Source organism: Ancylobacter radicis, from assembly GCF_018449475.1.
GTDB lineage: Bacteria > Pseudomonadota > Alphaproteobacteria > Rhizobiales > Xanthobacteraceae > Ancylobacter > Ancylobacter radicis.
On sequence record NZ_JAHCQH010000015.1, the window covers coordinates 514,400 to 539,664 of the forward strand.

A 25,265-nucleotide genomic window follows, 5' to 3' on the forward strand; every position below is an offset into this window, starting at 1 on the left:
GTTCCCTTCACGTTGACGGCTGGGCCGGCTCGGCGACCCGGCGGGTCACCGCATGCTCGGTTTCGTCCGCGCTGGCATGGAACAGCGAGCCGTCGCCGTCGATCATGACGGTGAAGTCCTCGCCCTCCCAGGTGCCGGACTCGGTCCAGTGGAGCGTGAACCGCAGATGATGGCCGTGATGCCGGGCGGTGGTCGGCAGGTCGGCGATGTGCAGGCCGAAGCCGCTGGGGCGGGTCGGGGTGTCCTGCGTCGTGGTCCAGCCGTCGAGCGACCAGTGGATGATGGCCGGCGCCGCCAGCTCGACCCGCAAAGCGAGCCCGGCGGGAAGCGAGCGGAGCTTCTGGTTGAAGTGCCAGAGCCGGCGCGGCGAGGTCACCTTGTCGACCAGATAACGCTGCACGGTCTGCGGCGGGGTGTCGAACACCTTGCCGTCATGCAGCGAGCGCAGCAGCTTGATGTGCTCGGAATGGGCCCAGACCAGCGGCATCGCGCTGCCCGAGGGGCGCCCCTTGAACAGCTCCCGCTTGGGAATGTCGTCCTGGTCCCACACCTGCTCCGGCAGCAGCCCGCCCGGCCCGGCGCAATCCTCCAGCGTGACCAGCAACTGCCCGGCGCGCACCAGATTGCCGGCGGCGATCTCGTAATGGGCGCGCTCGCCGGTGAGCAGCGGCCAGGCCCGGCCGATTCCGGTGCCGTCGAAGGGCGCGCCGTCCTCATGCTCGCCATAGCCGTCGCCATTGTAGCGGTACCAGACCGGGCCCTGCGGCAGCTCGACCTTGAGGATCGCGTCGATCGCCTTGATGGTGGCGAGGATGCGCGGATCGTCCGGCGCGCGCAGGCCGAAGCGCACCAGCGCCAGCGCGTCCGGGCTGATGAGCTGGGCGGCCGGCTGGTTGGTGTCGGCCGGCGGGCGGTTCTTCACCGGCACGAAGCCGTCGAGCGGCGAGGCGGCGTCCGCCGTCTCGGGCGGGGCGACGCGCACATAATAGCCGTCAATGCCGAGACGATCCGCCAGCTCCGTGCCGGTGGCGAAGGTCCAGTGCTCGATCGAGTCGTTCCAGGCATCGGCCTTCTCGCGCAGATACTGCGCCTCGTCGCGCCGGCCGGCGAGCTCCATCAGGTCGGCGGCGGCCAGCAAAGCGGAGATTTCCGCCGCCAGGGTGAAGGGCGAATAGCCGGCATCCTCCTCCCAGCGGTCCTGCCCGGTGACCGGGCCGTTGAGCACGATGAAGCCGGCGGCGCGCGCGACCATGTCCATGTAGCCGGCGAGTTCGCCATGGCCGAAATGGCCGCCGCGATGGATCATGTCGGTGAGCAGGATCGGGAAGGCGCATTCGTCCATCTGCACGCCGCCCCAATAGGGCACGCCGTCGAGCCAGACATTCTGCGACCAGTGGCCGTCAGGCTCCTGAATGGCGCGCAGATAGGCCAGCACCGACTTCGCCTCCTCGACCGCGCCGGCCGCCAGCAGGCCGCCGGCGTTTTCCACGAGGTCGCGCGGCCACACCAGATGATAGCCGCCGAGGTCCTCGTCGCCCTTGTTGAAGCCCCAGGGAATGGAGAGGCTGGCGATGATGGCGCCGGGCACGGAATTGGGCTGGTGGGTGGCGAGCACGATGGTGCTGGCGCGGTAGGTGTTGATGTTGGAGCGGTTCTGCGGGTGGTCGAGCGGCAGCAGCGAGCCCTGCCAGGCGCGCCAGCCCTGCACATAGGTCCGGCGCAGTTCCTCGAAGCCTTCCTGAAGGCTGGAGACGGTGCGGAACCCGGCCTCCTCCGGCCGGGCGCCGAAGCCGAGCGCAACCAGCATCTCGCCCTCGCTGGCGGCCAGGTCGATCTCGGCGCTGAGGGCGATATTGCCGCATTCGGCGCGCTGGTAGCGTTCCTCCAGCGTGCCGCAGCGGCTGAGCTGCTGCCAGCCGTCGGAGGTGCCGACATAGCCGACCGAGCGCGCCTTCCACGGCACCGAGCAGGCCAGCGCCAGCGAGATGCCCGGCCGGCCGGAGGCGAACAGCATCGGCGTGCTCTTGTAGTCGCCGACCCAGCCGGTGTTGTCGGCGCCCGCATTGATCAGATGCGGCGCCAGCAGGACGAACAGGCGGTAATCCGAGATATCGCCGATCAGCGCCTCGAAGGTGACCTTCTGGATCAGCACGTCGCGGCGCGGATCGGTGAGGATCTGCTTCTGGATGCGCCAGCGCCCGTCCCGCGCGGTGTTGAGCAGGTGATAGGCCGGCACGCCATGTTCGAGCACGCCCAGCTCATGGTCGGCATCGCGCTTCTCCTCGGCGAAATAGCCGTCCGGCCCGGTGACCAGAAAACCGAAATCGCGGGTACAGGCGGTGTCGACGCGGGGATAATAGATCTCGTTGAGGATGCCGTGGCTCAGCGTGAACCAGAGCCGGCTCGCCGCCGTGAGGGCGGTGCCGACGCCGGTCTTGGCGCTCGATGTCCAGCGCGCCGGGCCACCGGGCCCGCCCGGCGGGGTGATGGCGTTGTCCTCGGTCATGGATGGTTTCCTCCATTTCATTGGACCGCCGATCCGGGTCGCGGCCGGCGGCTAAGGTGTAACCTGCCGGGCCGGCTGCCAAGCCCCGCCGGGCAGTTACCCGGTGGCTTTATTCCTGTGAGGAGGGTTACCGTCGGGCTGAGAAGGTCCGCGGAACTGCGCATGCCCCTGCGCCACTTAATGTGGGGGCTCAATGGTGCCCGCATGGTAGGCTGTGTCCCAATGCCAGCCGAGTGATGGCTCGCTCCGCGAGTTTTCGGCCCTTGAGGGCCATTGTCGTGACGACAGAACCACCGATCCATTTCGAAGCGGCGAGTACGATTGCCGTGGTGGTTTCATCAAACGAGCCGCTGCTGTTTCTGTCCGAAGACCAGCGGGTGATCGCCGCCAGCAGCTCGTTCTGCCGCGCTTTCGAGATCAATCCGGCGACCATTCCCGGCCGGCGGCTCAGCGATCTGGGCGGCGGCGAATGGGCCATGCCCACGCTCGCCTCGCTGCTGAAGGCCACCGCCTCGGGCGTGGCGCAGATCGACGCCTATGAAATCGACCTGCTGCGACCGAACCGGCCGGCACGGCGTCTGGTCATCAATGCCCGCACGCTCGACGACGGCGACAAGGAGCGCGTTCGGCTGCTGCTGGCCGTCACGGACGTCACCGACATGCGCGCCGAGGCGCGGCTGAAGGACGATCTCGTGCGGGACAAGGCCATCCTCATGCAGGAGGTCCAGCACCGGGTCGCCAACAGCCTGCAGATCATCGCCAGCGTGCTCATGCAGAGCGCCCGCCGGGTGCAGTCGGAGGAGGCGCGCGGGCACCTCCAGAATGCCCATCACCGGGTCATGTCGATCGCCGCCGTGCAGAAGCAGCTCTCCACCTCCACGGTTGGAAAGGTCGAACTTCGAACCTATTTCACGCAATTGTGCGAAAGCCTCGGCGCCTCGATGATCGCCGACGCCGACCGGCTGTCCATCGCGGTGACAGTCGATGACAGCGCGGTCGACCCGGACGTCTCGATCAGCCTCGGCCTCATCGTCACCGAACTGGTGATCAATGCCCTCAAACATGCCTTTCCCGACCAGTCCAAGGGCCGGATCGAGATCGATTATCGTTCGGCGGACGGGGATTGGACGCTATCGGTGTCCGACAACGGCATCGGCCTGCCCACGGGAAGCGATGCCCCCAAGGCCGGCCTCGGCACCGGCATTGTCGAGGCGCTCGCCCGAAATCTGCGCGGCACCATCGAGGTGAGCGACGCGGGCCCCGGCGCCACCGTGACGATCCGTCATCGGGCGGCGGCGGATGCTGACGCGACCCTCCCGGCGGCCGAGTAGGAACCTATTGCCCGGCGAAACGTATGTCCTCGGGGCCGACGCAGCTCTGACGTTGAGACAACCCGAGTGAATTATGTTTAACGGCAAGGCAGTCGTCCTCGTCGTCGACGACAGCGCGATCATTCGCCTGAGTGCCGTCGACCTGATCGAATCCGCAGGATATTTGGCGCTTGAAGCCGGCTGCGCCGACGACGCCATTCAGATTCTCGAGTCGCGAACCGACATCGACCTCGTGTTCACCGATGTGCAGATGCCGGGAACGATGGATGGCATCAAACTGTGCCATTACATCCGCAAGCGTTGGCCGCCGCTGAAACTGATCGTGGCCTCGGGCGAGGCCATCATCGAGGAGAGCAATCTCCCGGACGGAAGCCGGTTTTTCGCGAAACCCTACAATGACAATGCCATTGCCGACGCGATCGGCCGCATGCTGTCGAGCGGAACGGCGTAGCCCTGAGACCGTCACGCCGCAGTGAGCGCACGCAGACGCCGCGCTCACCGGCGTCACACCCACATGGTCAGCTCATGACTGCCGCCGTCGAGCGGAATGAGGGCCGTGCCGCCGGGTGATGCGGCGCCGTCCTCGCCCAGCACCCAATGGGGCTCGGCCGCCTCCCCCTCCGCCAGCCTGCGCACCGTGATCGCGCAGATCGTCCGCCCGATCGTGACGTTCGCCTCGAAGCCCGGCCATGACGGGGGGATGCAGGGCTCGACGACGAGCACGTCCCCCTGCCGGCGGATGCCGAGAATGCCCTCGACGCCGGCGCGCTGCATCCAGCCGGCCGAACCCGTGTACCAGGTCCAGCCGCCGCGTCCGACATGCGGCGCGACGGAATAGATGTCGGCGGCGACGACATAGGGCTCGACCTTGTAGCGGTCGGCATCCTCCGGCGTGCGGGCATGGTTGATCGGGTTGAGGCGGGTGAACAGGGCGTGCGCCTTGTCCCCGGCGCCGAGCTTGGCGAAGGCCAGCACCGCCCACATGGCGGCGTGGCTGTATTGCCCGCCATTCTCGCGCAGCCCCGGCGGGTAGCCCTTGATATAGCCGGGGTCGTGCGGCGTCTTGTCGAAGGGCGGGGTGAACAGCAGGACGAGCTTGTCATCCGGGCGGACCAGATGGCGTTCGAGCGAGGCCATGGCGGTGCTGGCGCGCAGGGCGTCGGCGGCCCCCGACAGCACCGCCCAGGACTGGGCGATGGAATCGATGCGGCATTCCCAGCTCTCCGTCGAGCCCAGCCAGGTGCCGTCGTCGAAGGTGGCGCGGCGATACCATTGGCCATCCCAGGCCGAGCGTTCAATGGCCCGCCGCACCGAGGCGGCATGGGCCCGCCAACGCCGGGCGCGCTCGGGATCGCGCTGGTCGGCGAAGGGCGCGAACAGCTCGATGGTGCGGATCAGCAGCCAGCCGAGCCAGACGCTCTCGCCCTTGCCGCCCTCGCCGACCCGGTTCATGCCGTCATTCCAGTCGCCGGTGCCCATCAAGGGCAGGCCCAGTTCGCCGGTCAGCGCGACCGTGTGATCGAGGCCGCGGGCGCAGTGCTCGAACAGCGAGCCGGCCGCGTCCGCCGGCATCGGCTGGAAGAACTGGTCGTGCTCCCCCGGCTGCAACGCCGGCCCGTCGAGAAAGGGCACCCGCTCGTCGAGGATGGCAGCGTCGCCCAAGCTGTCGATATAGGTCGCGGCGGCGAAGGCCAGCCACACCGTATCGTCGGAAATGCGGGTGCGCACGCCCTGTCCCGATTGCGGCAGCCACCAATGCTGCACGTCGCCCTCGACGAACTGCCGGCCGGCGGCGCGCAATATGTGGCCCCGCGTTTCCGCCGGCAGCGCCAGGGTCAGCGCCATGCCGTCCTGCAACTGGTCGCGGAAGCCATAGGCGCCGCTCGCCTGATAGAAGGCCGAGCGGGCGGTGATGCGGCAGGCCAGCGTCTGGTACAGCAGCCAGCCATTCAGCATGATGTCCATCGCCCGGTCCGGCGTCGTCACCTGGACCGCACCGAGCACGCTCCGCCAGCGCGCCGCCACCGCGCCGAGCACGGCATCGAGATCGGCCGCGCGATAGCGCGCGATCAGCACCCGCGCATCCTCCACCGAGGCGCTCTGGCCGAGGAAGGCGACGATCTCCACGCTCTCGCCAATGCCGAGTTCGATCCCCGTCTGCAAGGCGGCGCAGGGGTCGAGCCCGGCGCCGGTGCGGCCGGAGAGCGGGATCTTGCCGGCGAGGGCGAGCGGCGCGGCGGGCCCGCCATTGCGGCCGAGAAACTCGGTGCGGTCCGCCGTCCAGGCGGTCTGGCGGCCGGCAAGGTCGGCGAAGGCGACGCGCGAACCGAAGGCGGCGCTCCAGCGGTTGCGCGCCAGCAGCGCCCCGGTCGGCAGGTCCATCTCGGTGGTGATGAACGGGGCCGAGGCGCCCCGCGCGGTGCCGAGCACCCATTCGGCATAGGTGGTAACGGAGAGCCGGCGCGGGCGCCCCGACAGGTTGGTGAGCCTCAGCCGGGAAATCTTGATCGGGTCGTCGAGCGGCACGAATTGCAGCAGGTCGAGGCCGATGCCGTGGGCCTCATGCTCGAACCGGCTGTAGCCGAAGCCGTGCCGGGCGACATAGACGCCCTCGTCGCGGATGGGCTGCGCGGTCGGGCTCCAGACCTCGCCCGTCACCTGATCGCGGACATAGATCGCCTCCCCCACGGGATCGACCACCGCGTCGTTCGACCATTGCGTGAGCTGGTTCTCGCGGCTGTTGGCGGCCCAGCTATAGCCGCTGCCCTCGGCGGAGACCTGGAAGCCGAAGCCGGCATTGGCGATCACGTTGATCCAGGGCGCGGGCGTCGTGTGGCCCTTGGCGAGGATGGTCACATATTCGCGCCCGTCCTTGTCGAAGCCACCGAGGCCGTTGAAGAATTCGAGGGCCGGCGGCTCATGGGCCGGCGCGGGCGTCTGCATCGCCGGCTGCGGGCGGGGCGGGCGGAGCGCGGCCGGCGGATCGGGGATCCGTCCGACATGGGCGAGCTGATCGGCCAGAGCGCCGCGCCGGGCCAGCAGGACCACGCGGGCGACCGATTCCAGCCGGGCGCGCGATTCCACGCTCATCAGATCGGCCCGCAGCACATGGACCGACCCCATCGCCGGCTCGTCGCCGAGCTGAGGGCGGGACGCGTTGATCCGCGCCGCCGTCTCGATGGCGATCTGCAAATCCTGCACATAGGAGGAGGCGCGCTCATTGATGATGACGAGGTCCACCGCCAGACGCTTCATCCGCCAATATTCGCGCGCGCGCAGCAATTGCCGGACCTGGGCGATGTCCTCGATATCGTCGATGCGCAGCAGCACGATCGGCAGGTCGCCGGAGATGGCGTGCTGCCAGAGGCCCGATTGCGGGCCGGCGCCGCGCAGGATGATGTCGGAGGACGGCCGGAAGCGGCGATCGGCATAGAGCAGCGGGGCGGCCAGCCGCTGGAAGTCGGCGGCCTCCTCCAGCTCCACGTCGAGATGGCGGAGCTGGACCTGCGCCTGCGTCCAGGCCAGCGTCCGGGCGCGGTCGAAGGCGCTGCGGTCGTGCAGCGTGTCGATCAGGTCGAGCAGTTCCTCGCGCGAGGAGGCCACCACGGTCCAGAAGGCGACGCGCGCCATCCGGCCCGGCGCGATGCGCACGCTCTGGCGCAGCGAGAAGATCGGGTCGAGCACCGTGCCGACGCTGTTCGACAGCGCCCGCCCCTCCGACAGAACCTCGGCGGTGCCGATGCTGCGGCCCCGGCCGAGAAACGGCGCGCGGGCCGTCTCATATTGCGGATCGGCGGCGAGCTCGCCTTCCACCACCGCGAAATGCGCCGCCCAGATCTGCGGCTCGCCGGGCGCGCGCCGCCGCCGGGTGGCGATGAGGGCCCCGAATTCCGGCAGATACTCGGTCTCCACGAACATCTTGGCGAAGGCCGGGTGGGCATTGTCGGTGGCCGTCGTGGTCAGCACCAGCTCGGCATAGGAAGTCAGCTCGATCTCGCGGGTGCGCCGCCCGCTATTGGTCAGGGAAACCCGCCGCACCTCGCCATTGTGCTCGCCGGAGACGATGACATCCATCATCGTCGTCAGGCCGGCATCGCGACGGATGAACTCGGCATGATCCTCGCCGAACACGACGTCGCTGTCGCCCGCCCCCGCCGCCATCGGCTGGGTGGTGGGCGACCAGACGGCGCCATTCCTCAGGTCGCGCAGGAAGATGAAGGAGCCCCAGTCGTCGCGGGTGGCATCCTCGCGCCAGCGCGTGACCGCGATGTCGCGCCAGCGGCTGTAGCCGCTGCCGGAGGCGGTCATCATCACGGCATAGCTGCCATTGGAGAGCAGATGCGTGATCGGCGCCCCGGCGGCCGGCGCGAGGAGGCGGCGCACCGTCACCGCGTCGCCCCGCGCGTCGATGGCGGCGGCGCGCACTTCCTCGGCGCGCGGACGGGTGACCACCACATCGCGCGGGGTGCGTTCCTGCAGCAGCAATTCGCTGGCCCGGATCATCGGCTCGCGATGGAAGCGCGCGCGCATCTGCCCGCCCCGCAGCGTGTTGGCGATGGCGACGATGGTCATGCCCTGATGATGGGCCATGAAGTTGCGGACGATGGCGACGTCCTCGTCTTCCGGCACCCGCGTGCGCGTGAAGTCGAGCGCCTCGTAGAAGCCGTAGCGCCCCCGCGCGCCCAGCGCGGTGAAGCGGGCATAGTTCCGCACCGCCGCTTCGGGATCGACCATGGCGGCGAGACCGGTGGCATAGGGCGCCACCACCACATTCTCCGAGAGGCCGCGCTTGAGGCCGAGCCCCGGCACGCCGAAATTGGCGTATTGATAGGTGAACTCGATGTCGCGCGCGTTATAGGCGGATTCCGACATGCCCCAGGGAATGCCGAGCGACCGGGCGTAGGATTGCTGGCGCTCGACCACCAGCCGGTTGGTCTGTTCGAGCACGCTGCCGGCGGGGGCACGCATCACCAGCGACGGCATGAGATATTCGAACATTGAGCCCGACCAGGAGATCAGCGCCGAGCCGCTGCCGAGCGGGGTGGCGAGCCGCCCGAGCCGGAACCAGTGCCGCGTCGGGGCATCGCCCTTGGCGATGGCGAACAGGCTGGCGAGCCGCGCCTCGGAGGCCAGCAGGTCGTAGCAGCTCGGATCGAGGCCGTTATCGGCCAGCGAATAGCCGATCGAGAGCAGCTTGCGCTCGGGATCGAGCAGGAAGGCGAAATCCATCCCCATCGCCATGGCGCGCGCCGTAGCCGCCAGCGCCGTCAGCCGCGCAGCGGTATCGTCGTCATCGGCCTGCGCGTGACGCAGACGGTCGCTTTCATGGGCGCTCGCCGTCCGGCCGAGCGCCTCGATCCAGTAGGCGATGTCGGTCGAGGGGTCGTCGCCGGTCGCCGGCGCCATCTCCCGGGCGAGCCGGGCCGCCTTGTCGACCAGCCGCTTCAGCACCGGCGTCATCACCTCCAGCGCCTGCGCCCCGTTGAGCTGGGCCTCGATCTCATCCAGCGCATCGGTCAGGCCCTGCCCCTGCGGGCTGGCCGCGCCGGGCAGCGCGGCCAGCGCCTCCCTGGCCAGCGCGAGGGCATCGCCCATTCCGGCCAGCGCGTTCGGCGCGAGCGGGGACGGCACCCACTCCTCGCAGGCATTGGCCAGCGCGATCAGATGGCCGGCCAGATTGCCGCTATCCACCGACGAGACATAATCGGGCGGCAGCGGCGCGAGATCGCGCGTGCCGTACCAGTTGAAGAAATGGCCGCGAAAGCGCGGCAGCTTCGCCAGCGTGGCGAAGGTGGCTTCCAGCCGCTCGATGGTCTCGCCCGTGCCGGCCCAGCCGAAATCGCGGGCGGCGACGGTGGAGAGCAGATAGAGGCCGATATTGGTCGGCGAGGTCCGGTGGGCGACCACCGGCTTCGGCACTTCCTGGAAATTGTCCGGCGGCAGCATGTTCGCGTCGGGCGTGACGAAGGTCTCGAAATAGCGCCAGGTGCGCCGGCCGATCAGCCGCAATTCCCGCCCGTCGGCGTCGCGCATGGCCAGCCGTTGCGGCACTTTGGGCGAGCGGCTCACCCATTGCGCGATCAGCGGCGCGCCGAGCCAGAGCAGGGCAAAGGGCAGGACCAGCGGCCAGGATGCCGGCGCCAGCAGAAGCACGCCCGCCGACACCGCCAGAGCGAGCGCGGTGCTGCCCGCCATCTGCCGGTAGAAGCCGAGGGCATCGAGCTGCGGGCGCGCCGAGGAACTCGCCGAGGTCGTCCATTCCAGAAGATGGTGATGGGTCAGGAACAGCCGCGCCAGCGTGCGGAGGGCGGCGTCGCCGGCGCGCCAGGCCTGATCCGGCAGGAAGGTGAGCGACAGCGCCGTCTGGGCGCCGGCAAGGCGCAGATCGGCCAGCAGCCGGGCGAGATGGCTGCGCAGGCGGATATCGGGCCGGCGCGGCAGCAGGCCGACCAGCACCGGCAGGAAGGCCGGCACCGCGAGCGTCGCCAGAACGAGCAGCGTGCCGGTCAGCGCCGCCGGCCGGGGAAACAGCCAGCACAGGCTCAGTGCCATCAAGGTGAGCGGGGCCAGCGTGGCGCGCCGCAGATTGTCGAGCATCTTGCCGCGCCCCACCGGCGTCAGGCCGCGTCGTCCCGCCCCCTCGCCGAAGATCCACGGCAGCAACTGCCAGTCACCGCGCATCCAGCGATGCTGGCGCCGCGCCACCACGTCGTAGCGGGCGGGGAATTCCTCCACCACCTCGACATCGGAGGCGAGGCCGGCGCGGGCGAACACGCCCTCGAACAGATCATGGCTGAGCAGCGCATTGTCGGGAATCCGCCCGGCCAGCGAGGCCTCGAAGACATCGACGTCATAGACGCCCTTGCCGGTATAGGAACCCTCGCCGAACAGGTCCTGATAGACGTCGGACACCGCCGCCGCATACGGGTCCATGCCGCCGCCGCCGGAAATCACCCGCTGGTAGAACGAGCCTTCCCGGCCGATCGGCAGCGAGGGCGTGACCCGCGGCTGGAGAATGCCGTAGCCGCCGACCACGCGCTGCGCGGCGACGTCGAATTTCGGCCGGTTCAGCGGATGCGCCATCTTGCCGACCAGCCGCAGGGCGGCGTCGCGCGGCAGGCGCGTATCGGCGTCGAGCGTGATGACGTAGCGCACATCCGCCGGCACCTGTGGCGCCATCTGCGGCGCGCGCCCGGCCAGCGTCATGAAGGAGGTGTCCTGCGCCCCGCGCAGCAGCCGGTTCAGCTCATGCAGCTTGCCGCGCTTGCGCTCCCATCCCATCCAGGTGCCCTCGCCCGGATTGAACCGGCGGTGGCGGTGCAGGAGCAGGAAACGCGCGCCCGCCGGGCCGGGGCCATGGCGCCGGTTCAGTTCGTCGATCCCGTCCATCGCCCGCTCCAGCAGCGCGGCGTCGCCCGGCAGGACCTCGCGATCGGCGTCGATGCCGTCGGACAGAAGGGCGAAGGTGAGATCGCCGCCGGCGCCGGACAGGTAGTGGACCTCCAGCCGGTCGATCTGCTCCTGAAGATCCTCCGCGTCGGTGAGCAGCGTCGGCACCGCGACGAGGGTGCGCAGCGCGCTCGGAATGCCGCCGGCCAGCTCAAGGCCGGGCAGGCTGGCGGCGCCGAACATCCACGCCACGCCCCGGTTCACCAGCGCGGTCGCCACATCGCTGGCCGGGAGGAAGCCGACAAGCGCCAGCAGGACGAACCAGCCGGCGGACAGGCCCGCCGCCGACAGCGCCCAGAACGCCAGCGCGAGCAGGCCGAGCGTGACGGCGAGGATGGCGCCGACATAGCCGCCAATGCCGAGCCGGATGCTCAGGCGGCCGAGGCGCAGCCGCGCCGGGGCGCGAAAGCCGATCGTCCGCTCGAAGGCGCGGCGTCCCTCGCCGATCAGATAGTAGCCGGGATCGCCCTCCGGCTGCGGCCGCCCGTCGGGCGCGGCGGCCGAGGCCGTCGCCGCCGCCTGCATCGCCAGCCCGGCAATGTCGATCTCGGACAGCGGGGAACCGCGCGAGAGCTGTTCCAGCGCGCTGCGGTAGAGGTTGCGGGTGGTGAAATCCATGGCGGCGAAGGCACTGCCGGCCCGCAGCCGCTCATCGACCAGGCTGACGCTCTCGAACAGGTCGGCCCAGTCGATATCGGAAATCAGCCGCATGCTGGTGATGACGTTGCGCACGCTGACATTGGACGCGCCGAGGCGCTGCTGGGCGTGCTGCACCACGCCGTCGACGGAGGCGCCCTGGGCGGCCAGCCGGGTTTCCAGCCAGCCCAGCGCCGGCATGATGCGCGGGTCCTGATCCCTCAGCCGCTTGACCAGTTGCGCGGCGAACACCTCGTCCAGCGCGTCCGGCGAGCGGATCAGAATATCGGCGTCGAGCGCGGCGCGGGCCTCGCCGGAGGCCAGCAGCCGGTCGGCCAGCAGGTCGGCCTCGCGGCGCGACTGACGACCCATCGTGATCTGGTCGGCCAGCCGGCGCAGATTCTCGATCAGCACGATGCGCAGCGTGATGGCGACGGCCCATAATTCGCCGATCGTCAGCGGCTCGACCTGCTGATACGCGGCGATGAAGCGGCGCAGCATGTCCGGGTCGAAATGGCTGTCGGTGTGGGCGGCATAGGCCCAGGCAAGGCCCAGCACCCGCGGATAGCCGGCGAACGGACCTTCGGCGAGCTTGGGCAATTGCCGGTAATAGCCGGGCGGCAGGTCGTCGCGGATCTCGCGGATCTGCTCCTCGATGAGATGATAATTGTCGAGCAGCCATTCGGCGGCAGGCACCACCGCGCGCCCGGCCTCGGCGTCGGCGGCGGTCGCCCGATAGGCCGCCAGCAGCACGCCGGCATTGCTTTGCAGGCGGGCATGCAGGGAGGGCACGGCGGGGGGCCGGGCGGTGATCGCCTGCGCCCCGGCAAGGCTGCGCGCATGCTGTTCCAGCCGCTCGGCCCCGAACAGTTCCTCGCGGATCGGCACGGCATCGTCCCAGACCGATCCCCGCCACGCGCGGCCCCTCCAGGATGAGAGCCGCGATCCATAGTGATGGCGAAGATCAGCAATCGGAGTCATCAAGGCCGTCCTGTCCGAAATGGCGTGGAAGGCAAAGGCGCGCAAGGCAAACGTGCGGAAGGCTCGCGCGGGAAAGGCAACCGCGGGAAAGGTTTGCGCGGGAAGCGATCGGGCCGGCGCCCGGGCCGGCGGCGCGACGGTTTTCGCCGTGCGGCGCACGGATCAGGGGATGAACGCGCAGAGGACCGCGCCCGGAGGCAGGGTTGAGCACTATCTGGGGCGCGCGCGCAGGATGGCCAGCGCCATCGGGCGCATCGGGCGCCCCTGGGCGGCGCCAATCGTCCCGCGACGGCGCGCAAGGGCCGTCCTATCAAACCGCGCCGCTATGGCGGATGCGGTGCCGCCCGACGCAGGGCCGGGCAGCGCGCCACGGATCAGGCGCGCAAATCGGCTTCCAGCGCCTTGTCCAGTTCCTCGGAACTGACCTTGAAGACCTGCCCGGAGGCGCCGGCGGCGCCGATGGCGGGGGTATGCAGCAGGGTGGCCGAACGCCGATAGGCGAGGAAGGTGATGTCGGGAATCTCTTCCTCGTCGATCACCAGCTTGTAGGTGCCCGCCGGTTGCGGGCTATCGATCGCGCTCAGCGTGAACGGATATCTGAAGGTGACCGTCGTCTCCCGAGACCGGAAGCTCATGGCGGTGCCTTACCCCTTCTTTTTCGGCAGCCCGATCGAGACCGTCGAGCCCTTGGTCAGGGTCGAAACGGCGGGCGCGGCTTCCTTGACCTTCTTCGGTTTCTTGGTTTCGCGATTGCTGCGGACTTGGCCCTTGGCCATGATGACCTCCATGTCGGGTTGACCGGTCGGATGGACCGATGCCGGAAAAACAAAAAGCCCCGCGACCTCGGGGAGGCGCGGGGCTTTCGGGCGCCGAGCGCCAGATTGCGTCGTATCGCTTGTCCAGGCCGCCAGTACATCCGTGGTCGACCGGCCGGGCGATACGCTTTGGCAAGCCCCGGAATCCGGGGCCGCCAATGTCAGACAATCAGCTCAGTGCTTCGAGCTTGTCGGCGGACATCTTGCCGCTTCTCTGGTCAGTGACGAGCTCGAAGCCCACCTTCTGACCTTCGCGCAGGTCACTCATACCGGCACGCTCGACCGCACTGATGTGGACGAATGCATCGCTGCCGCCGTCATCCGGAGCGATAAACCCAAAGCCCTTTTGGGCGTTGAACCATTTAACGGTTCCCGTAGCCATGGGAAACCCTTTCGTAATTGTAAATCTGGCTTTCCCGCGCGAACGCGGGCCGTCGAAATCGCATTTTCAGGAAAAGAGAACATGATGACGCGAAATAATTCGCGACGTCGCCGTTCATCATTGCCGTTTATCGACATGCTCAATATGGACCCCTGAACGAAATATTACAAGGACGCCAGATTTTTAATTGACTGCCGCGCCGCTTTTCTCATCCGGCCGGCCGGGCCGATGCGCTGGAATTCCGTGATTCCGAGACCCGGCGGGCACGAAAAAGCCGCCGAAACCATCCGGCCTCGGCGGCTTTTATCGGTTCCCGTTCGGGGGCGCGCCTGTCGGTCACGCCCCGTCCCCCGCCTCAGGGGCGGCGGGGCGGCTTGCCCTTTGACGGGCCGCCAAACGGTTTGCCGGAGGCCGGCTTATCGAAACCCGACTTGTCGAAGCCCGGCTTGTCGAAGCCCGGCTTGTCGGCCCGCTTGCCCGCGAAGGGTTTGCCGGCAGGCGTGCCAGCGGTTTTGCCTGCGGGTTTCCCGGCGAACGATTTGCCCTCGAACGATTTGCCTTCAAACGATTTGCCTGCGGGCTTGTCGCCATACGGCTTGCGCGGGGCCTTATCGGCATAGGGCTTGTCGCCATAGGCCTTGCCGGCAGGCTTGCCCTCGGCTCCGGCCTTCGGCCGCTTTTGATAGGCTTCGCCCGCGCCATCGGCCGGCGGGCCGCCGTCCAGCGGGCTCCAGGACGAGGCCGCGCGGGGGCGCTTTTCCGGGCGGGGCGGCTTGTCCGAGAAGGGCTTGTCGGAAAACGGCTTGTCTGAATGCGGCTTGTCGGCGAAAGGCCTGTCGGTAGCGGGCCGCTCAGGCGCGGGCCGCTCATAGGCCCGCTTCTCACGCGGCGGCCGCTCGCTGAACGGGCGCGCGGGCGCGGCCCCACCCTCGGCCGGAGCGTCATCAAACCCGCCCCGGCGACGCGGGCCGCTGGCGGACGGGCCGGAAGCGGCCGGGCGCGGCGCGCGTGGCGCGGTGGCGGAGGGGCCGCCGGGCATCGGCTCGATCACCACATCCATGCCTTCGGCCTTGCGCACCGCCTTGCCGAACCGTTCGGCGGCGCCGAGACCGACCTCGAAGGCGGTTTCCTCGTCGAAGATGCGGATGGCGCCGATATCCTTGCGCGTCACCCCGCCGCGCCGGCAGATCAGCGGCAGCAGCCATTTCGGATCGGCATTGTTGCGCCGGCCGATATTGAGCCGGAACCAGGCACTGCCGCCCTCCGACCCGCGGCCGAAATCGCGCTCGGAGGCGCGGTCCAAGGTGCCCTGGCGCTCGCGCCCGGCGCGCGGCTCGCCGGGATCGGCCACCTCTTCCGGGGCCGGCAGGCCGGCGCGGTAGAGGCGCACCAGCGCGGCGGCCAGATGCTCGGCCGAATGGGCGGCGAGCAGGGTCTGGGCGGCGGCCGCGTCCTCCTCGTTCGGCGGCTCGGTGACCACCGCGTCGCTCAGCATGCGCTCATGGTCGAGCTTGCGGATTTCCTCGGAGGTCGGCGCCCCCGACCAGGCCGGGGCGATGCCCAGCCCGCGCATCAACTCTTCCGTGCGGCGGCGGCGGAACGGCGGCACCAGCAGCACGCTCACGCCCTTGCGCCCGGCCCGCCCGGTGCGGCCGCTGCGGTGCTGCAGGCTTTCCGAATCGTTCGGCAGGTCGGCATGGATGACGAGGCCGAGATTGGGCAGGTCGATGCCGCGCGCGGCGACATCGGTGGCCACACACACCCGCGCCCGGCCGTCGCGCAGCGCCTGAAGCGCGTGGTTGCGCTCGTTCTGGCTCAGCTCGCCCGACAGCGCCACCGCCGAGAACTGCCGCTCCTGAAGCATGGCGTGAATGCGCCGCACCGCCTCGCGGGTGTTGCAGAACACGATGGCGCTCGGCGTGTCGTAGAAGCGCAGCACATTGACGACGGCGTGCTCGATCTCGGTCGGCGCGACCCGCATGGTGCGGTATTCGATATCGGCATGGCCGCCCTCGGGGCTGGCCACCTCGATGCGCAGCGCGTCGCGCTGGTAGCGTTTGGCCAGCGCGGTGATGCCGCGCGGCATGGTGGCCGAGAACAGCAGGCTGCGCCGCTCCGGCGGGGTGGCGTCGAGGATGAATTCGAGATCCTCGCGGAAGCCGAGATCGAGCATCTCGTCGGCCTCGTCGAGCACCGCCACCTTCAGCGCGGAAATGTCGAGGCGCCCGCGCTCCAGATGATCGCGCAGCCGGCCGGGCGTGCCGACCACGATATGGGCGCCCTGGTTGAGCAGGCGCTGCTCCTGGCGCGGGTCCATGCCGCCGACGCAGGAGACGATGCGCGCGCCGGTGGCGGCGTAGAGCCAGGCGAATTCCCGCTGCACCTGAAGCGCCAGTTCGCGCGTCGGCGCCACCACCAGCGCCAGCGGCACGCTGGCATGGGGCAGATGTTCCTCGGTGCCGAGCAGCGTCTGCGCCATGGCGAGGCCATAGGCGACGGTCTTGCCCGAGCCGGTCTGCGCCGAGACCAGCAGGTCGCGGCTCGAAGCCTCGGGCGCCAGCACCGCCGTCTGCACCGGCGTCGGGTTGTTGTAGTCCCGCTCGGCCAAGGCGCGGGCAAGCGCCGGGTTCGTCGTCAGGAAGGTCACGTCGGGTCCGCCTCTGTCGCAAAAAACATCGTCAGGCGTCGAAGGGGAGAGCCATCGGAAAGTGTCGGAAGCCCCTTCCTTAATCTGAGCCGCGCCGGGACGCCATCACCCCGCGCGCGTTCCTGTCGACAAGACCGCCCGCGCGGCCCCCATTCACACGCCGATCGGCATCCGGGCGGGATCGCGGCTCACCGCGCGGGGCGCCACCAGCGCCTTCCAGGTGGAAAGCGCCCGGTTCGGCGCCGGGAAGGCCGGGCGGGGGATGAAGCGGCCGCGGCCGGGGCGCGGGGCCTCGTTGCGGCCATGCGCATGCACCACCTCGCCGCGCGACAGGGTGAAGCGCGGCAGGCCGCGCACCTCCACCCCCTCGAACACGTTGTAGTCGATGATCGAGGCCTGCGCGCTCGCGCGGATGGTCTTGCCGGCCTTGGGGTCGAGCACCACGAGGTCGGCATCGGCGCCCGGCACGATCGCGCCCTTGCGGGGGTAGAGGTTGAGGATTCGGGCGATGTTGGTCGAGGTCACCGCGACGAATTCGTTCGGGGTCAGCCGCCCGGTCTCGACACCTTTGGTCCACAGCACCGGCAGCCGATCCTCCAGCCCGCCCGTGCCGTTGGGAATGCGGGTGAAATCATCCAGCCCCATGCGCTTCTGCGCCGTGGTGAAGGCGCAATGGTCGGTCGCCACCACCTGCAGCGAGCCCGCCGAGAGCCCTGCCCACAGGCTGTCCTGATGCGCCCGGTCGCGGAAGGGCGGGGACATGACGCGCTGCGCCGCATAGTCCCAGTCGGGATTGGCATAGACGGCCTCATCCAGCGTCAGATGCTGGATCAGCGGCTCGCCATAGACCCGCATCCCCTTCTGCCGGGCCCGGCGGATCGCCTCATGCGCCTGCTCGCAGGAGACATGCACGACATAGAGCGGCACGCCCGCCGCATCGGCGATCATGATGGCGCGGTTGACCGCCTCGCCCTCCACCTCCGGCGGGCGGGAATAGGCATGGGCCTCCGGGCCGCGAATGCCTTCGCTGAGGTATTTCTGCTGGAGCGCGGCGACGATGTCGCCATTCTCGGCATGGACCAGCGGCAGCGCGCCGAGCGCGGCGCAACGCTGGAAGGAGGCGAACATCTGGTCGTCATCGACCATCAGCGCGCCCTTATAGGCCATGAAGTGCTTGAAGCTGTTCACCCCGCGCGCGACCACCGCCTCCATCGCCGCGAAGATCGGCTGCGACCAGCCGGTCACGCACATATGGAAGGAATAGTCGATCGCCGCCTGCCGGCTGGCGCGGCCCTCCCAGGCGTCGAGCGCGCCGATCAGGTTCTCCGAATCGGGAATGACGAAATCGACCACCAGCGTGGTGCCGCCGGTCGCCGCCGCGCGCGTGCCGCTCTCCCAGGTCTCCGCCGCCGTCGTGCCCATGAACGGCATTTCCAGATGGGTGTGCGGGTCGATGCCGCCGGGCATGACAAAGGCGCCGGAGGCATCGAGCACCGTGTCGCCGGACAGGTTGTCGCCGATGGCGGCGATGGTCTCGCCCTCGATCAGCACGTCCGCCTCATAGGAGCGGTCGGCGGCGACGATGGTGCCGCCCTTGATGACGATGGATGTCCCGTCCGGCATGGCGCGTCCCTCCCTCAGACCACTTGGGCTGTCGCGAGCGTCGCATGCAGCAGCACGTCGGCGCCGGCCTTGGCCCATTCCGGCGTGATGGTCTCGTCCTCATTATGGCTGAGCCCGTCGACGCAGGGGCAGAAGATCATGGCGGAAGGGGCGACCTTGGCCATCCAGCAGGCATCGTGCCCGGCGCCGGAAACGATGTCGCGGTGGCTGTAGCCGAGGCTTTCCGCCGCCGCCCGCACCCGCCCGACGAGAAGCTCGTCGAACGGCACCGGGTCGAAGGAATTCACCACCGCAAGGGAGATGCCGAGCCCCATATCGGCGGCGATCTGCTCCGCCCCCGCGCGGATCGCGTCCGCCATGGCGTCGAGCGCGGCAAGCTCCGGGTGCCGGATGTCGACGGTGAACACCGCCTTGCCGGCGATGATGTTGCGCGAGTTCGGGGTGAGGTTGAGCTGGCCGACCGCGCCGACGCCGAGCGGGGCGTGCGCCCAGGCCACCTCGTCGACCAGCTCGGTGATGCGCGCCGCCCCGAGCCCGGCATTGAGCCGGCGCGGCATCGGCGTCGAGCCGGTATGGGCGTCGCGCCCGGTGAGGGTGATTTCCAGCCAGCGCGTGCCCTGGCCATGGGTGACGACGCCGATGAGCGTATCCTCGGCTTCGAGAATCGGCCCCTGCTCGATATGCAGCTCGAAATAGGCGTGCGCCCGGCGCGTGCCGACCGGCTCGTCACCCTTGAAGCCGATCCGCTCCAGCTCGGCGCCGAGCGTCAGCCCCGCCGCGTCCTCGGACGCATAGGCGTCATTGAGCGTCATCACCCCGGCATGGACGGCGGAGGCGACCATGGCGGGGGCAAAGCGCGTGCCCTCCTCATTGGTCCAGTTCACCACCTCGATCGGATGCCGGGTGCGGATGCCGAGATCGTTCAGCGTGCGCACCACTTCCAGCGCGCCGAGCACGCCGAGCACCCCGTCGAACTTGCCGCCGGTCGGCTGGGTGTCGAGATGCGAGCCGAGCATCACCGGCAGCGCCTGCGGGTCCGTGCCCTCGCGCCGGGCGAACATGGTGCCCATGGCGTCGACGCCAAGCGTCAGGCCGGCCTGTTCGCACCAGTTCTGGAACAGCAGGCGCCCCTCGCGGTCGGCATCGGTCAGGGTCTGGCGGTTATTGCCGCCGCGCAGCCCCGGCCCGATCTGCGCCATCGCCATCAGGCTGTCCCACAGACGCGCGCCATCGGTGCGCCAGTTGCTCGTCGGGGCCGCCATGCTCGTCTCCTCGCTCCTACGCGCACCAGAACTGCGCCGCGCTCACAGGCAGGTTTCATACCAGCGCGGGAGGCCGGCGGGACCTCCCAGCCTCGCGGCGCCGCCGGCGACAACAGGCGCTAAAAAGTCAAATAATATGACTATTCAGCCCGAAATGATTGTGGCATAGATTCCCCGCCGGCAAGCACCCGACAGTGGCGCGACGGCAGGACCTCACGGGAGATACGCCAATGAATCTCAGGGCATTGCTGCTTGCGTCCGCCGTTTCCGGCGCGCTGTTCTCCGTCGGCGCCCAGGCCGCGGAACTCACCATCGGCTTCTCGCAGATCGGCTCGGAATCGGGCTGGCGCGCCGCCGAAACCACCGTTTCCAAGGCCGAGGCCAAGAAGCGGAACATCAATTTCAAGATCGCCGACGCCCAGCAGAAGCAGGAGAACCAGATCAAGGCGATCCGCTCCTTCGTCGCGCAGGGCGTGGATGCTATCTTCCTCGCCCCCGTCGTCGCCACCGGCTGGGACGCGGTGCTGAAGGAGGCGCAGGAAGCCAAGATCCCGGTCGTGCTGCTCGACCGCGACATCGACCCGGCCGGCAAGAATCTCTATCTGACCGCCGTCACCTCCGACAGCGTGCATGAAGGCAAGGTGGCCGGCCAGTGGCTGGTGAAGACCGCCGGCGGCAAGCCCTGCAATGTGGTGGAGCTTCAGGGCACGGTCGGCGCCTCCGTCGCCACCAACCGCAAGAAGGGCTTCGAGGACGGCATCGCCGGGGCCTCGAACGTCAAGATCGTGCGCAGCCAGACCGGTGACTTCACCCGCGCCAAGGGCAAGGAAGTCATGGAGAGCTTCATCAAGGCGGAAGGCGGCGGCAAGACCATCTGCGCGGTCTACGCCCATAATGACGACATGATGGTCGGCGCCATCCAGGCGATGAAGGAAGCCGGCCTCAAGCCGGGCACCGAGATCCTCACCGTCTCGATCGACGCCGTGCCGGACATCTTCAAGGCCATGGCGGCGGGTGAAGCCAATGCCACGGTCGAGCTGACGCCGAACATGGCCGGCCCCGCCTTCGACGCCGTCATCGCCTACAAGACCAAGGGCACCATGCCGCCCAAGTGGATCCAGACGGAATCCAAGCTCTACACCCAGGCCGACAACCCGATGGCGGTCTACGAATCCAAGAAGGACCTCGGTTACTGAGCGGCGCTCCCGCGTGCCCCAGGGCACGCGGGGCCTGTTCCGCGCGGGCCGGCTCCTCCTCCGGCCGGCCCGCGCCGTCTTTCCGCCCTTGCCGAGGCCGCCATGCTTCCCACCGCCCCCCTCCCGCCTCCCGCTGCCGGCCATAAGCCGCAGCAAGACGCGTCGCAGCAAGACGCGCCCCTCCTGCAGGTGACGGGCTTCAGCAAATCCTTTGCCGGCTTTGTTGCGCTGGACGGCGTCGACTTCACGCTGCATCCGGGCGAGATCCACGCCCTGCTCGGCGAGAACGGGGCCGGCAAGTCGACCCTCATCAAGACCATGACCGGCGTCGTCGCACGGGACGCGGGGACGATGCGGCTGGCGGGCGCGGCCATCGCCCCGCGCTCGGCGGAAGAGGCGGTGAAGGCCGGCATCGCCACGGTCTATCAGGAGGTCAATCTGGCGCCCAATCTCTCGGTGGCGCAGAACCTCTATCTCGGCCGCCAGCCGACCCGTTTCGGCCTGGTGCGCGAGGGCGAGATGCGCCGGCGCGCCAGCGCCCTGCTCGCCGGCTTCGGCCTGTCGATCGATGTGGGCGCGCCGCTGGAGACCTATTCGGTCGCCATCCAGCACATCGTCGCCATCGCTCGCGCGGTCGACCAGTCGGCCCGCGTGCTCATCCTCGACGAGCCGACCGCCAGCCTCGACGCGCAGGAGGTCGAGGTGCTGTTCGCCGTCATGCGCCAGTTGAAGGCGCGCGGCATCGGCATCGTCTTCGTCACCCATTTCCTCGATCAGGTCTATGCCGTCTGCGACCGCATCACCGTGCTGCGCAATGGAAGGCTGGCCGGCAGCGCCCCCATCGCGCAGATGCCGCGCCTCGATCTGGTGCGGCTGATGCTCGGGCGCGAGCTGAGCGAGGCGACCGCCCGCCGCTCCCATGCGGCAGCCGGCCCGGCCGGCGCGGATGTCGCCGTGTTCACCGGGCTCGGCAAGGCCGGCTATGTCGCCCCCTTCGACCTGACGCTGCGCGCCGGCCATGTGGTCGGCCTCGCCGGCCTGCTCGGCTCGGGCCGCACCGAGACCGTGCGCCTCGTATTCGGCGCCGAGCCGGCCGATGCCGGCACGGCGGAGGTGGCCGGGCGCCGCGTCACCCTCACCTGCCCGCGCGAGGCGATGGCGCTCGGCTTCGGCTATTGCCCGGAGGAGCGCAAGACCGAGGGCATCGTCGCCGACCTCACCGTGCGCGAGAACATCGTGCTGGCGCTCCAGGCCAAGCGCGGCGCGCTCGCCCCGCTGCCGCGCCGCGAGCAGGACGCCATCGCCGCCCGGTTCATCCGCCTGCTGGACATCCGCCCGCCCGATCCCGAGCGGCCGATCGGCCTGCTCTCCGGCGGCAACCAGCAGAAGGCGCTGCTCGCCCGCTGGCTGGCCACCGAGCCGCGTCTGCTGATCCTCGACGAGCCGACGCGCGGCATCGATGTCGGCGCCCATGCCGAGATCATCAAGCTGATCCGCGATCTGTGCCGGCAAGGCATGGCACTGCTGGTGGTCTCCTCGGAGCTGGAAGAACTCGTCACCTATGCCGACGAGGTGATCGTGCTGCGCGACCGTGCCCATGTGGTGCGCCTGACCGGCGACGCGGTCGAGGTTTCCGCCATCCTCGCCGCCATCGCCGATGCGCCCGCCGGCGCGGCGGCGGCAGCGTGAGGGCGCACGCCATGGCCCTGCGCCTTCCCCGCATCGGCACCTCGCAGATCGTCGCGCTGGCGCTGATCCTCGCCGCCAACTGGGTGGTGTCGCCGCAATTCTTCGACATTCGCCTGCAGGACGGGCGGCTGTTCGGCAGCCTGATCGACGTGCTGAACCGCGGCGCGCCGGTGGCGCTGCTGTCCATCGGCATGGTGCTGGTGATCGCCATGCGCGGCATCGACCTGTCGGTCGGGGCGGTGATGGCGATCTGCGGCGCCATCGCGGCCAGCCTCGCCGACAGCCACCCGCTGCCGGTCGTGCTCGCCGCCTCCCTCGGGGCGGGGCTGGCCTGCGGGCTGTGGAACGGGCTGCTGGTGGCGGTGCTGCGGATCCAGCCGATCGTCGCCACGCTCATCCTCATGGTGGCCGGGCGCGGCATCGCCCAGCTCATCACCGAGGGGCGGATCGTCACCTTCACCTCGCCGGAACTGGCCTTTCTCGGCGGCGGCTCGGTGCTCGGCCTGCCCACCCCGATCGTGCTGACGCTGGCCATGATGGCGCTGACGCTGCTGATCGTGCGCGGCACCGCGCTCGGGCTGATGATCGAGGCGACCGGCGGCAATCCGCGCGCCAGCGCGCTGGCCGGCATCGGCACGCGGCTGATCACGGTCGCGGTCTATGTTTGGAGCGGGCTGTGCGCCGCGCTCGCCGGCATCGTCGCCAGCGCCGACATTCTCGGCGCCGACGCCAATAATGCCGGGCTCTGGCTGGAGTTGGACGCCATCCTCGCCGTGGTGATCGGCGGCACCTCGCTGTTTGGCGGGCGGTTCTCGATCCTGCTCGCCGTGGTCGGCGCGCTCATCATCCAGGCCATGAACACCGGCATCCTGCTGTCCGGCCTGCCGCCGGAGACCAATCTGGTGGTGAAGGCGGTGGTGGTGCTCGCCGTGCTGCTCGCCCAGTCGCCGCGGATCGGCGCCCAGATCGCCGGGCTCGGCGTGCTGTTCGGCCGCTCCCGCTCCCGGAGGCGCTCCTGATGCGATCCCTCGCCCGGCTTACCCCCGTGCTGGCGACCACCGCCGTGTTCCTTGCCGGCTTCGTCCTGTGCTCGCTCGCCTATCCCAATTTCGCCTCGCTGCGCGTGGTGATGAACCTGCTCACCGACAACGCCTTTCTCGGCATCGTCGCGGTCGGCATGACCTTCGTCATCATCTCCGGCGGCATTGACCTCTCGGTCGGCTCGGTGATCGGCTTCACCACCGTGTTCCTGGCGCTGGCGATCGAACGCTGGGGCGTGCCGCCGCTCATCGCCTTCGTGCTGGTGCTCGTCCTGTGCGCCGGCTTCGGCGCGGCGATGGGGGCGATCATCCAATATGCCGAGCTGCCGCCCTTCATCGTCACGCTGGCGGGCATGTTCCTGGCGCGCGGGGTGAGCTTCCTGCTGTCGACGGAATCGCTGCCGATCACCGCCGATCTCTACACCCACCTGTCCGATCACGCGCTGCGCCTTGGTGGCGGGGCCCGGCTCACCGTGCCGGCCATCGTCATGCTGGCGGTGGTGATCGGCGGCATGGTGCTGCTGCACCTCACCCGCTTCGGCGCCAATGTCTATGCGCTGGGCGGCTCGCGCGCCGCCACCGGGCTGATGGGCATCAATGTCGCGCGCAGCACGGTGCTGATCTACACGCTGTCCAGCGCGCTGGCCGGGCTCTCCGGCATCGTCTTCTCGCTCTACACCTCGTCGGGCTATTCGCTCTCGGCGGTGGGGGTGGAGCTTGACGCCATCGCCGCGGTGGTGATCGGCGGCACGCTGCTGTCGGGCGGCTATGGCTTCGTCTTCGGCTCGTTCATCGGGGTGCTGATCCAGGGCCTGATCCAGACCTACATCAGTTTCGACGGGACGCTGTCGAGCTGGTGGGCGAAGATCGCCACCGGGCTGCTGCTGTTCGCCTTCATCGCCTTCCAGCAGCTCACCTTGCATCTGGCGCGCCGTTCCCGGCGGGCCCCGGCCGGAGTTCGTCCATGAGCGCACCCAACGCCTCGCAGATCATCGTCATCCCGGCCGCCCGCGCCCATTCCAACCATGCCGGCATCGCCCGCAGCATCGGCATCGACATCATTTCCGGGCGCTATGGCGAGGGCGCGAAGCTGCCGGGCGATGCCGAGCTGACGCTGATCTTCGGCGTCTCCCGCCCGGTGCTGCGCGAGGCGGTGAAGACGCTGGTGGCCAAGGGCCTGCTCTCGACCAAGGCGCGCGTCGGCACGGTGGTGCGGGCGCGCGCCGAGTGGAACATGTTCGACCCCGACGTGCTCGCCTGGCATCTCGACGCCGGCATCGACAAGCGGTTCCTGCGCGATCTCTCGGAAATCCGGCTGGCCGTGGAACCCCGCGCGGCCGCCCTCGCCGCCGAGCGGCGCTCGGAGGACGACCTCGCCGTGCTGCGCCGCGCGGTGGCGCGCATGAAGGGCGAGCCCGGCGCCTCCGACAGCTTCGCCGAGGCCGACCTCACTTTGCATGTCGGCGTCGCCACCGCCTCCGGCAACCCGTTCATGCGCTCCATCGGCGCGGTGATCGAGGCGGCGCTGCGCGCTTCCTTCATGCTCTCGGCGCCGGGCGACGCGCGCGAGCACGACATCGCGGTGGCCGCCCATGAGCGCATCGTCGAGGCCATCGCCGACAAGGATTCGGAAGCGGCCGCCGCCGCCATGACCAACGTCATTTTCAACGGCCTGCGCCGCCATGGCGCGGCAGGCTGAACGGGTGCC

General features: G+C 69.4%; 15 protein-coding genes. 7 read left to right on the plus strand and 8 right to left on the minus strand.

Going from position 1 to position 25,265, the window contains the following annotated elements:
• Positions 1-7: 7 nt before the first annotated feature.
• On the minus strand, positions 8-2,506 hold the full coding sequence (locus KIP89_RS08415; protein ID WP_213754931.1) for a glucan 1,4-alpha-glucosidase: 2,499 nt from the start codon (positions 2,504-2,506) through the stop codon (positions 8-10).
• Positions 2,507-2,784: 278 nt separating this feature from the next.
• On the opposite strand from KIP89_RS08415, the gene KIP89_RS08420 reads away from it, so the two are divergent.
• Together KIP89_RS08420 and KIP89_RS08425 are read left to right on the plus strand one after the other, a co-directional pair.
• Positions 2,785-3,837, plus strand: a complete 1,053-nt coding sequence (locus KIP89_RS08420; RefSeq protein ID WP_213754932.1) for a sensor histidine kinase — start codon at positions 2,785-2,787, stop codon at positions 3,835-3,837.
• 73 nt (positions 3,838-3,910) lie between these two features.
• Complete coding sequence (locus KIP89_RS08425; protein WP_213754933.1) at positions 3,911-4,288, plus strand: response regulator; 378 nt, start codon at positions 3,911-3,913, stop codon at positions 4,286-4,288.
• A gap of 53 nt (positions 4,289-4,341) precedes the next feature.
• On the opposite strand, the gene KIP89_RS08430 is transcribed toward KIP89_RS08425, so the two are convergent.
• The 7 genes from KIP89_RS08430 to KIP89_RS08460 form a co-directional block, all read right to left on the minus strand.
• Positions 4,342-12,903 carry a glycoside hydrolase family 94 protein gene (locus KIP89_RS08430; RefSeq protein WP_213754934.1) on the minus strand — a complete coding sequence of 2,854 codons (8,562 nt, stop codon included), beginning with the start codon at positions 12,901-12,903 and terminating at the stop codon, positions 4,342-4,344.
• 374 nt (positions 12,904-13,277) lie between these two features.
• Positions 13,278-13,538, minus strand: a complete 261-nt coding sequence (locus KIP89_RS08435; RefSeq protein ID WP_213754935.1) for a hypothetical protein — start codon at positions 13,536-13,538, stop codon at positions 13,278-13,280.
• 9 nt (positions 13,539-13,547) lie between these two features.
• The gene (locus KIP89_RS19970) at positions 13,548-13,679 is read right to left on the minus strand and encodes a hypothetical protein (RefSeq protein WP_256441432.1); all 132 of its coding nucleotides are present in this window, start codon (positions 13,677-13,679) and stop codon (positions 13,548-13,550) included.
• 208 nt (positions 13,680-13,887) lie between these two features.
• On the minus strand, positions 13,888-14,100 hold the full coding sequence (locus KIP89_RS08440; RefSeq protein ID WP_213754936.1) for a cold-shock protein: 213 nt from the start codon (positions 14,098-14,100) through the stop codon (positions 13,888-13,890).
• A 355-nt stretch (positions 14,101-14,455) separates the two neighbouring features.
• A complete protein-coding gene (locus tag KIP89_RS08450) occupies positions 14,456-16,747 on the minus strand; it encodes a DEAD/DEAH box helicase (RefSeq protein WP_369807084.1) in 2,292 nt (763 codons plus the stop codon).
• Positions 16,748-16,900: 153 nt separating this feature from the next.
• Positions 16,901-18,370, minus strand: a complete 1,470-nt coding sequence (hydA, locus tag KIP89_RS08455) for a dihydropyrimidinase (protein WP_213754937.1) — start codon at positions 18,368-18,370, stop codon at positions 16,901-16,903.
• Positions 18,371-18,384: 14 nt separating this feature from the next.
• On the minus strand, positions 18,385-19,632 hold the full coding sequence (locus tag KIP89_RS08460; protein WP_213754938.1) for a Zn-dependent hydrolase: 1,248 nt from the start codon (positions 19,630-19,632) through the stop codon (positions 18,385-18,387).
• A gap of 230 nt (positions 19,633-19,862) precedes the next feature.
• Between KIP89_RS08460 and ytfQ the strand changes: the two genes are divergently transcribed.
• From ytfQ to KIP89_RS08485, 5 genes are all read left to right on the plus strand, one after another.
• Positions 19,863-20,828, plus strand: a complete 966-nt coding sequence (gene ytfQ / locus KIP89_RS08465) for a galactofuranose ABC transporter, galactofuranose-binding protein YtfQ (protein ID WP_213754939.1) — start codon at positions 19,863-19,865, stop codon at positions 20,826-20,828.
• Positions 20,829-20,930: 102 nt separating this feature from the next.
• On the plus strand, positions 20,931-22,517 hold the full coding sequence (locus KIP89_RS08470) for a sugar ABC transporter ATP-binding protein (RefSeq protein WP_213754940.1): 1,587 nt from the start codon (positions 20,931-20,933) through the stop codon (positions 22,515-22,517).
• Between the two features lie 11 nt (positions 22,518-22,528).
• Positions 22,529-23,536 (plus strand): ABC transporter permease, encoded by a 1,008-nt coding sequence (locus KIP89_RS08475; protein ID WP_213754941.1) that lies wholly within the window; start codon positions 22,529-22,531, stop codon positions 23,534-23,536.
• Positions 23,536-24,525, plus strand: a complete 990-nt coding sequence (gene yjfF, locus KIP89_RS08480) for a galactofuranose ABC transporter, permease protein YjfF (protein WP_213754942.1) — start codon at positions 23,536-23,538, stop codon at positions 24,523-24,525. Before KIP89_RS08475 ends, yjfF begins: the two co-directional genes overlap by 1 nt.
• On the plus strand, positions 24,522-25,256 hold the full coding sequence (locus KIP89_RS08485) for a FadR/GntR family transcriptional regulator (RefSeq protein WP_213754943.1): 735 nt from the start codon (positions 24,522-24,524) through the stop codon (positions 25,254-25,256). The genes yjfF and KIP89_RS08485 overlap by 4 nt, the downstream gene beginning before the upstream one ends.
• The last annotated feature ends 9 nt before the right edge of the window (positions 25,257-25,265 follow it).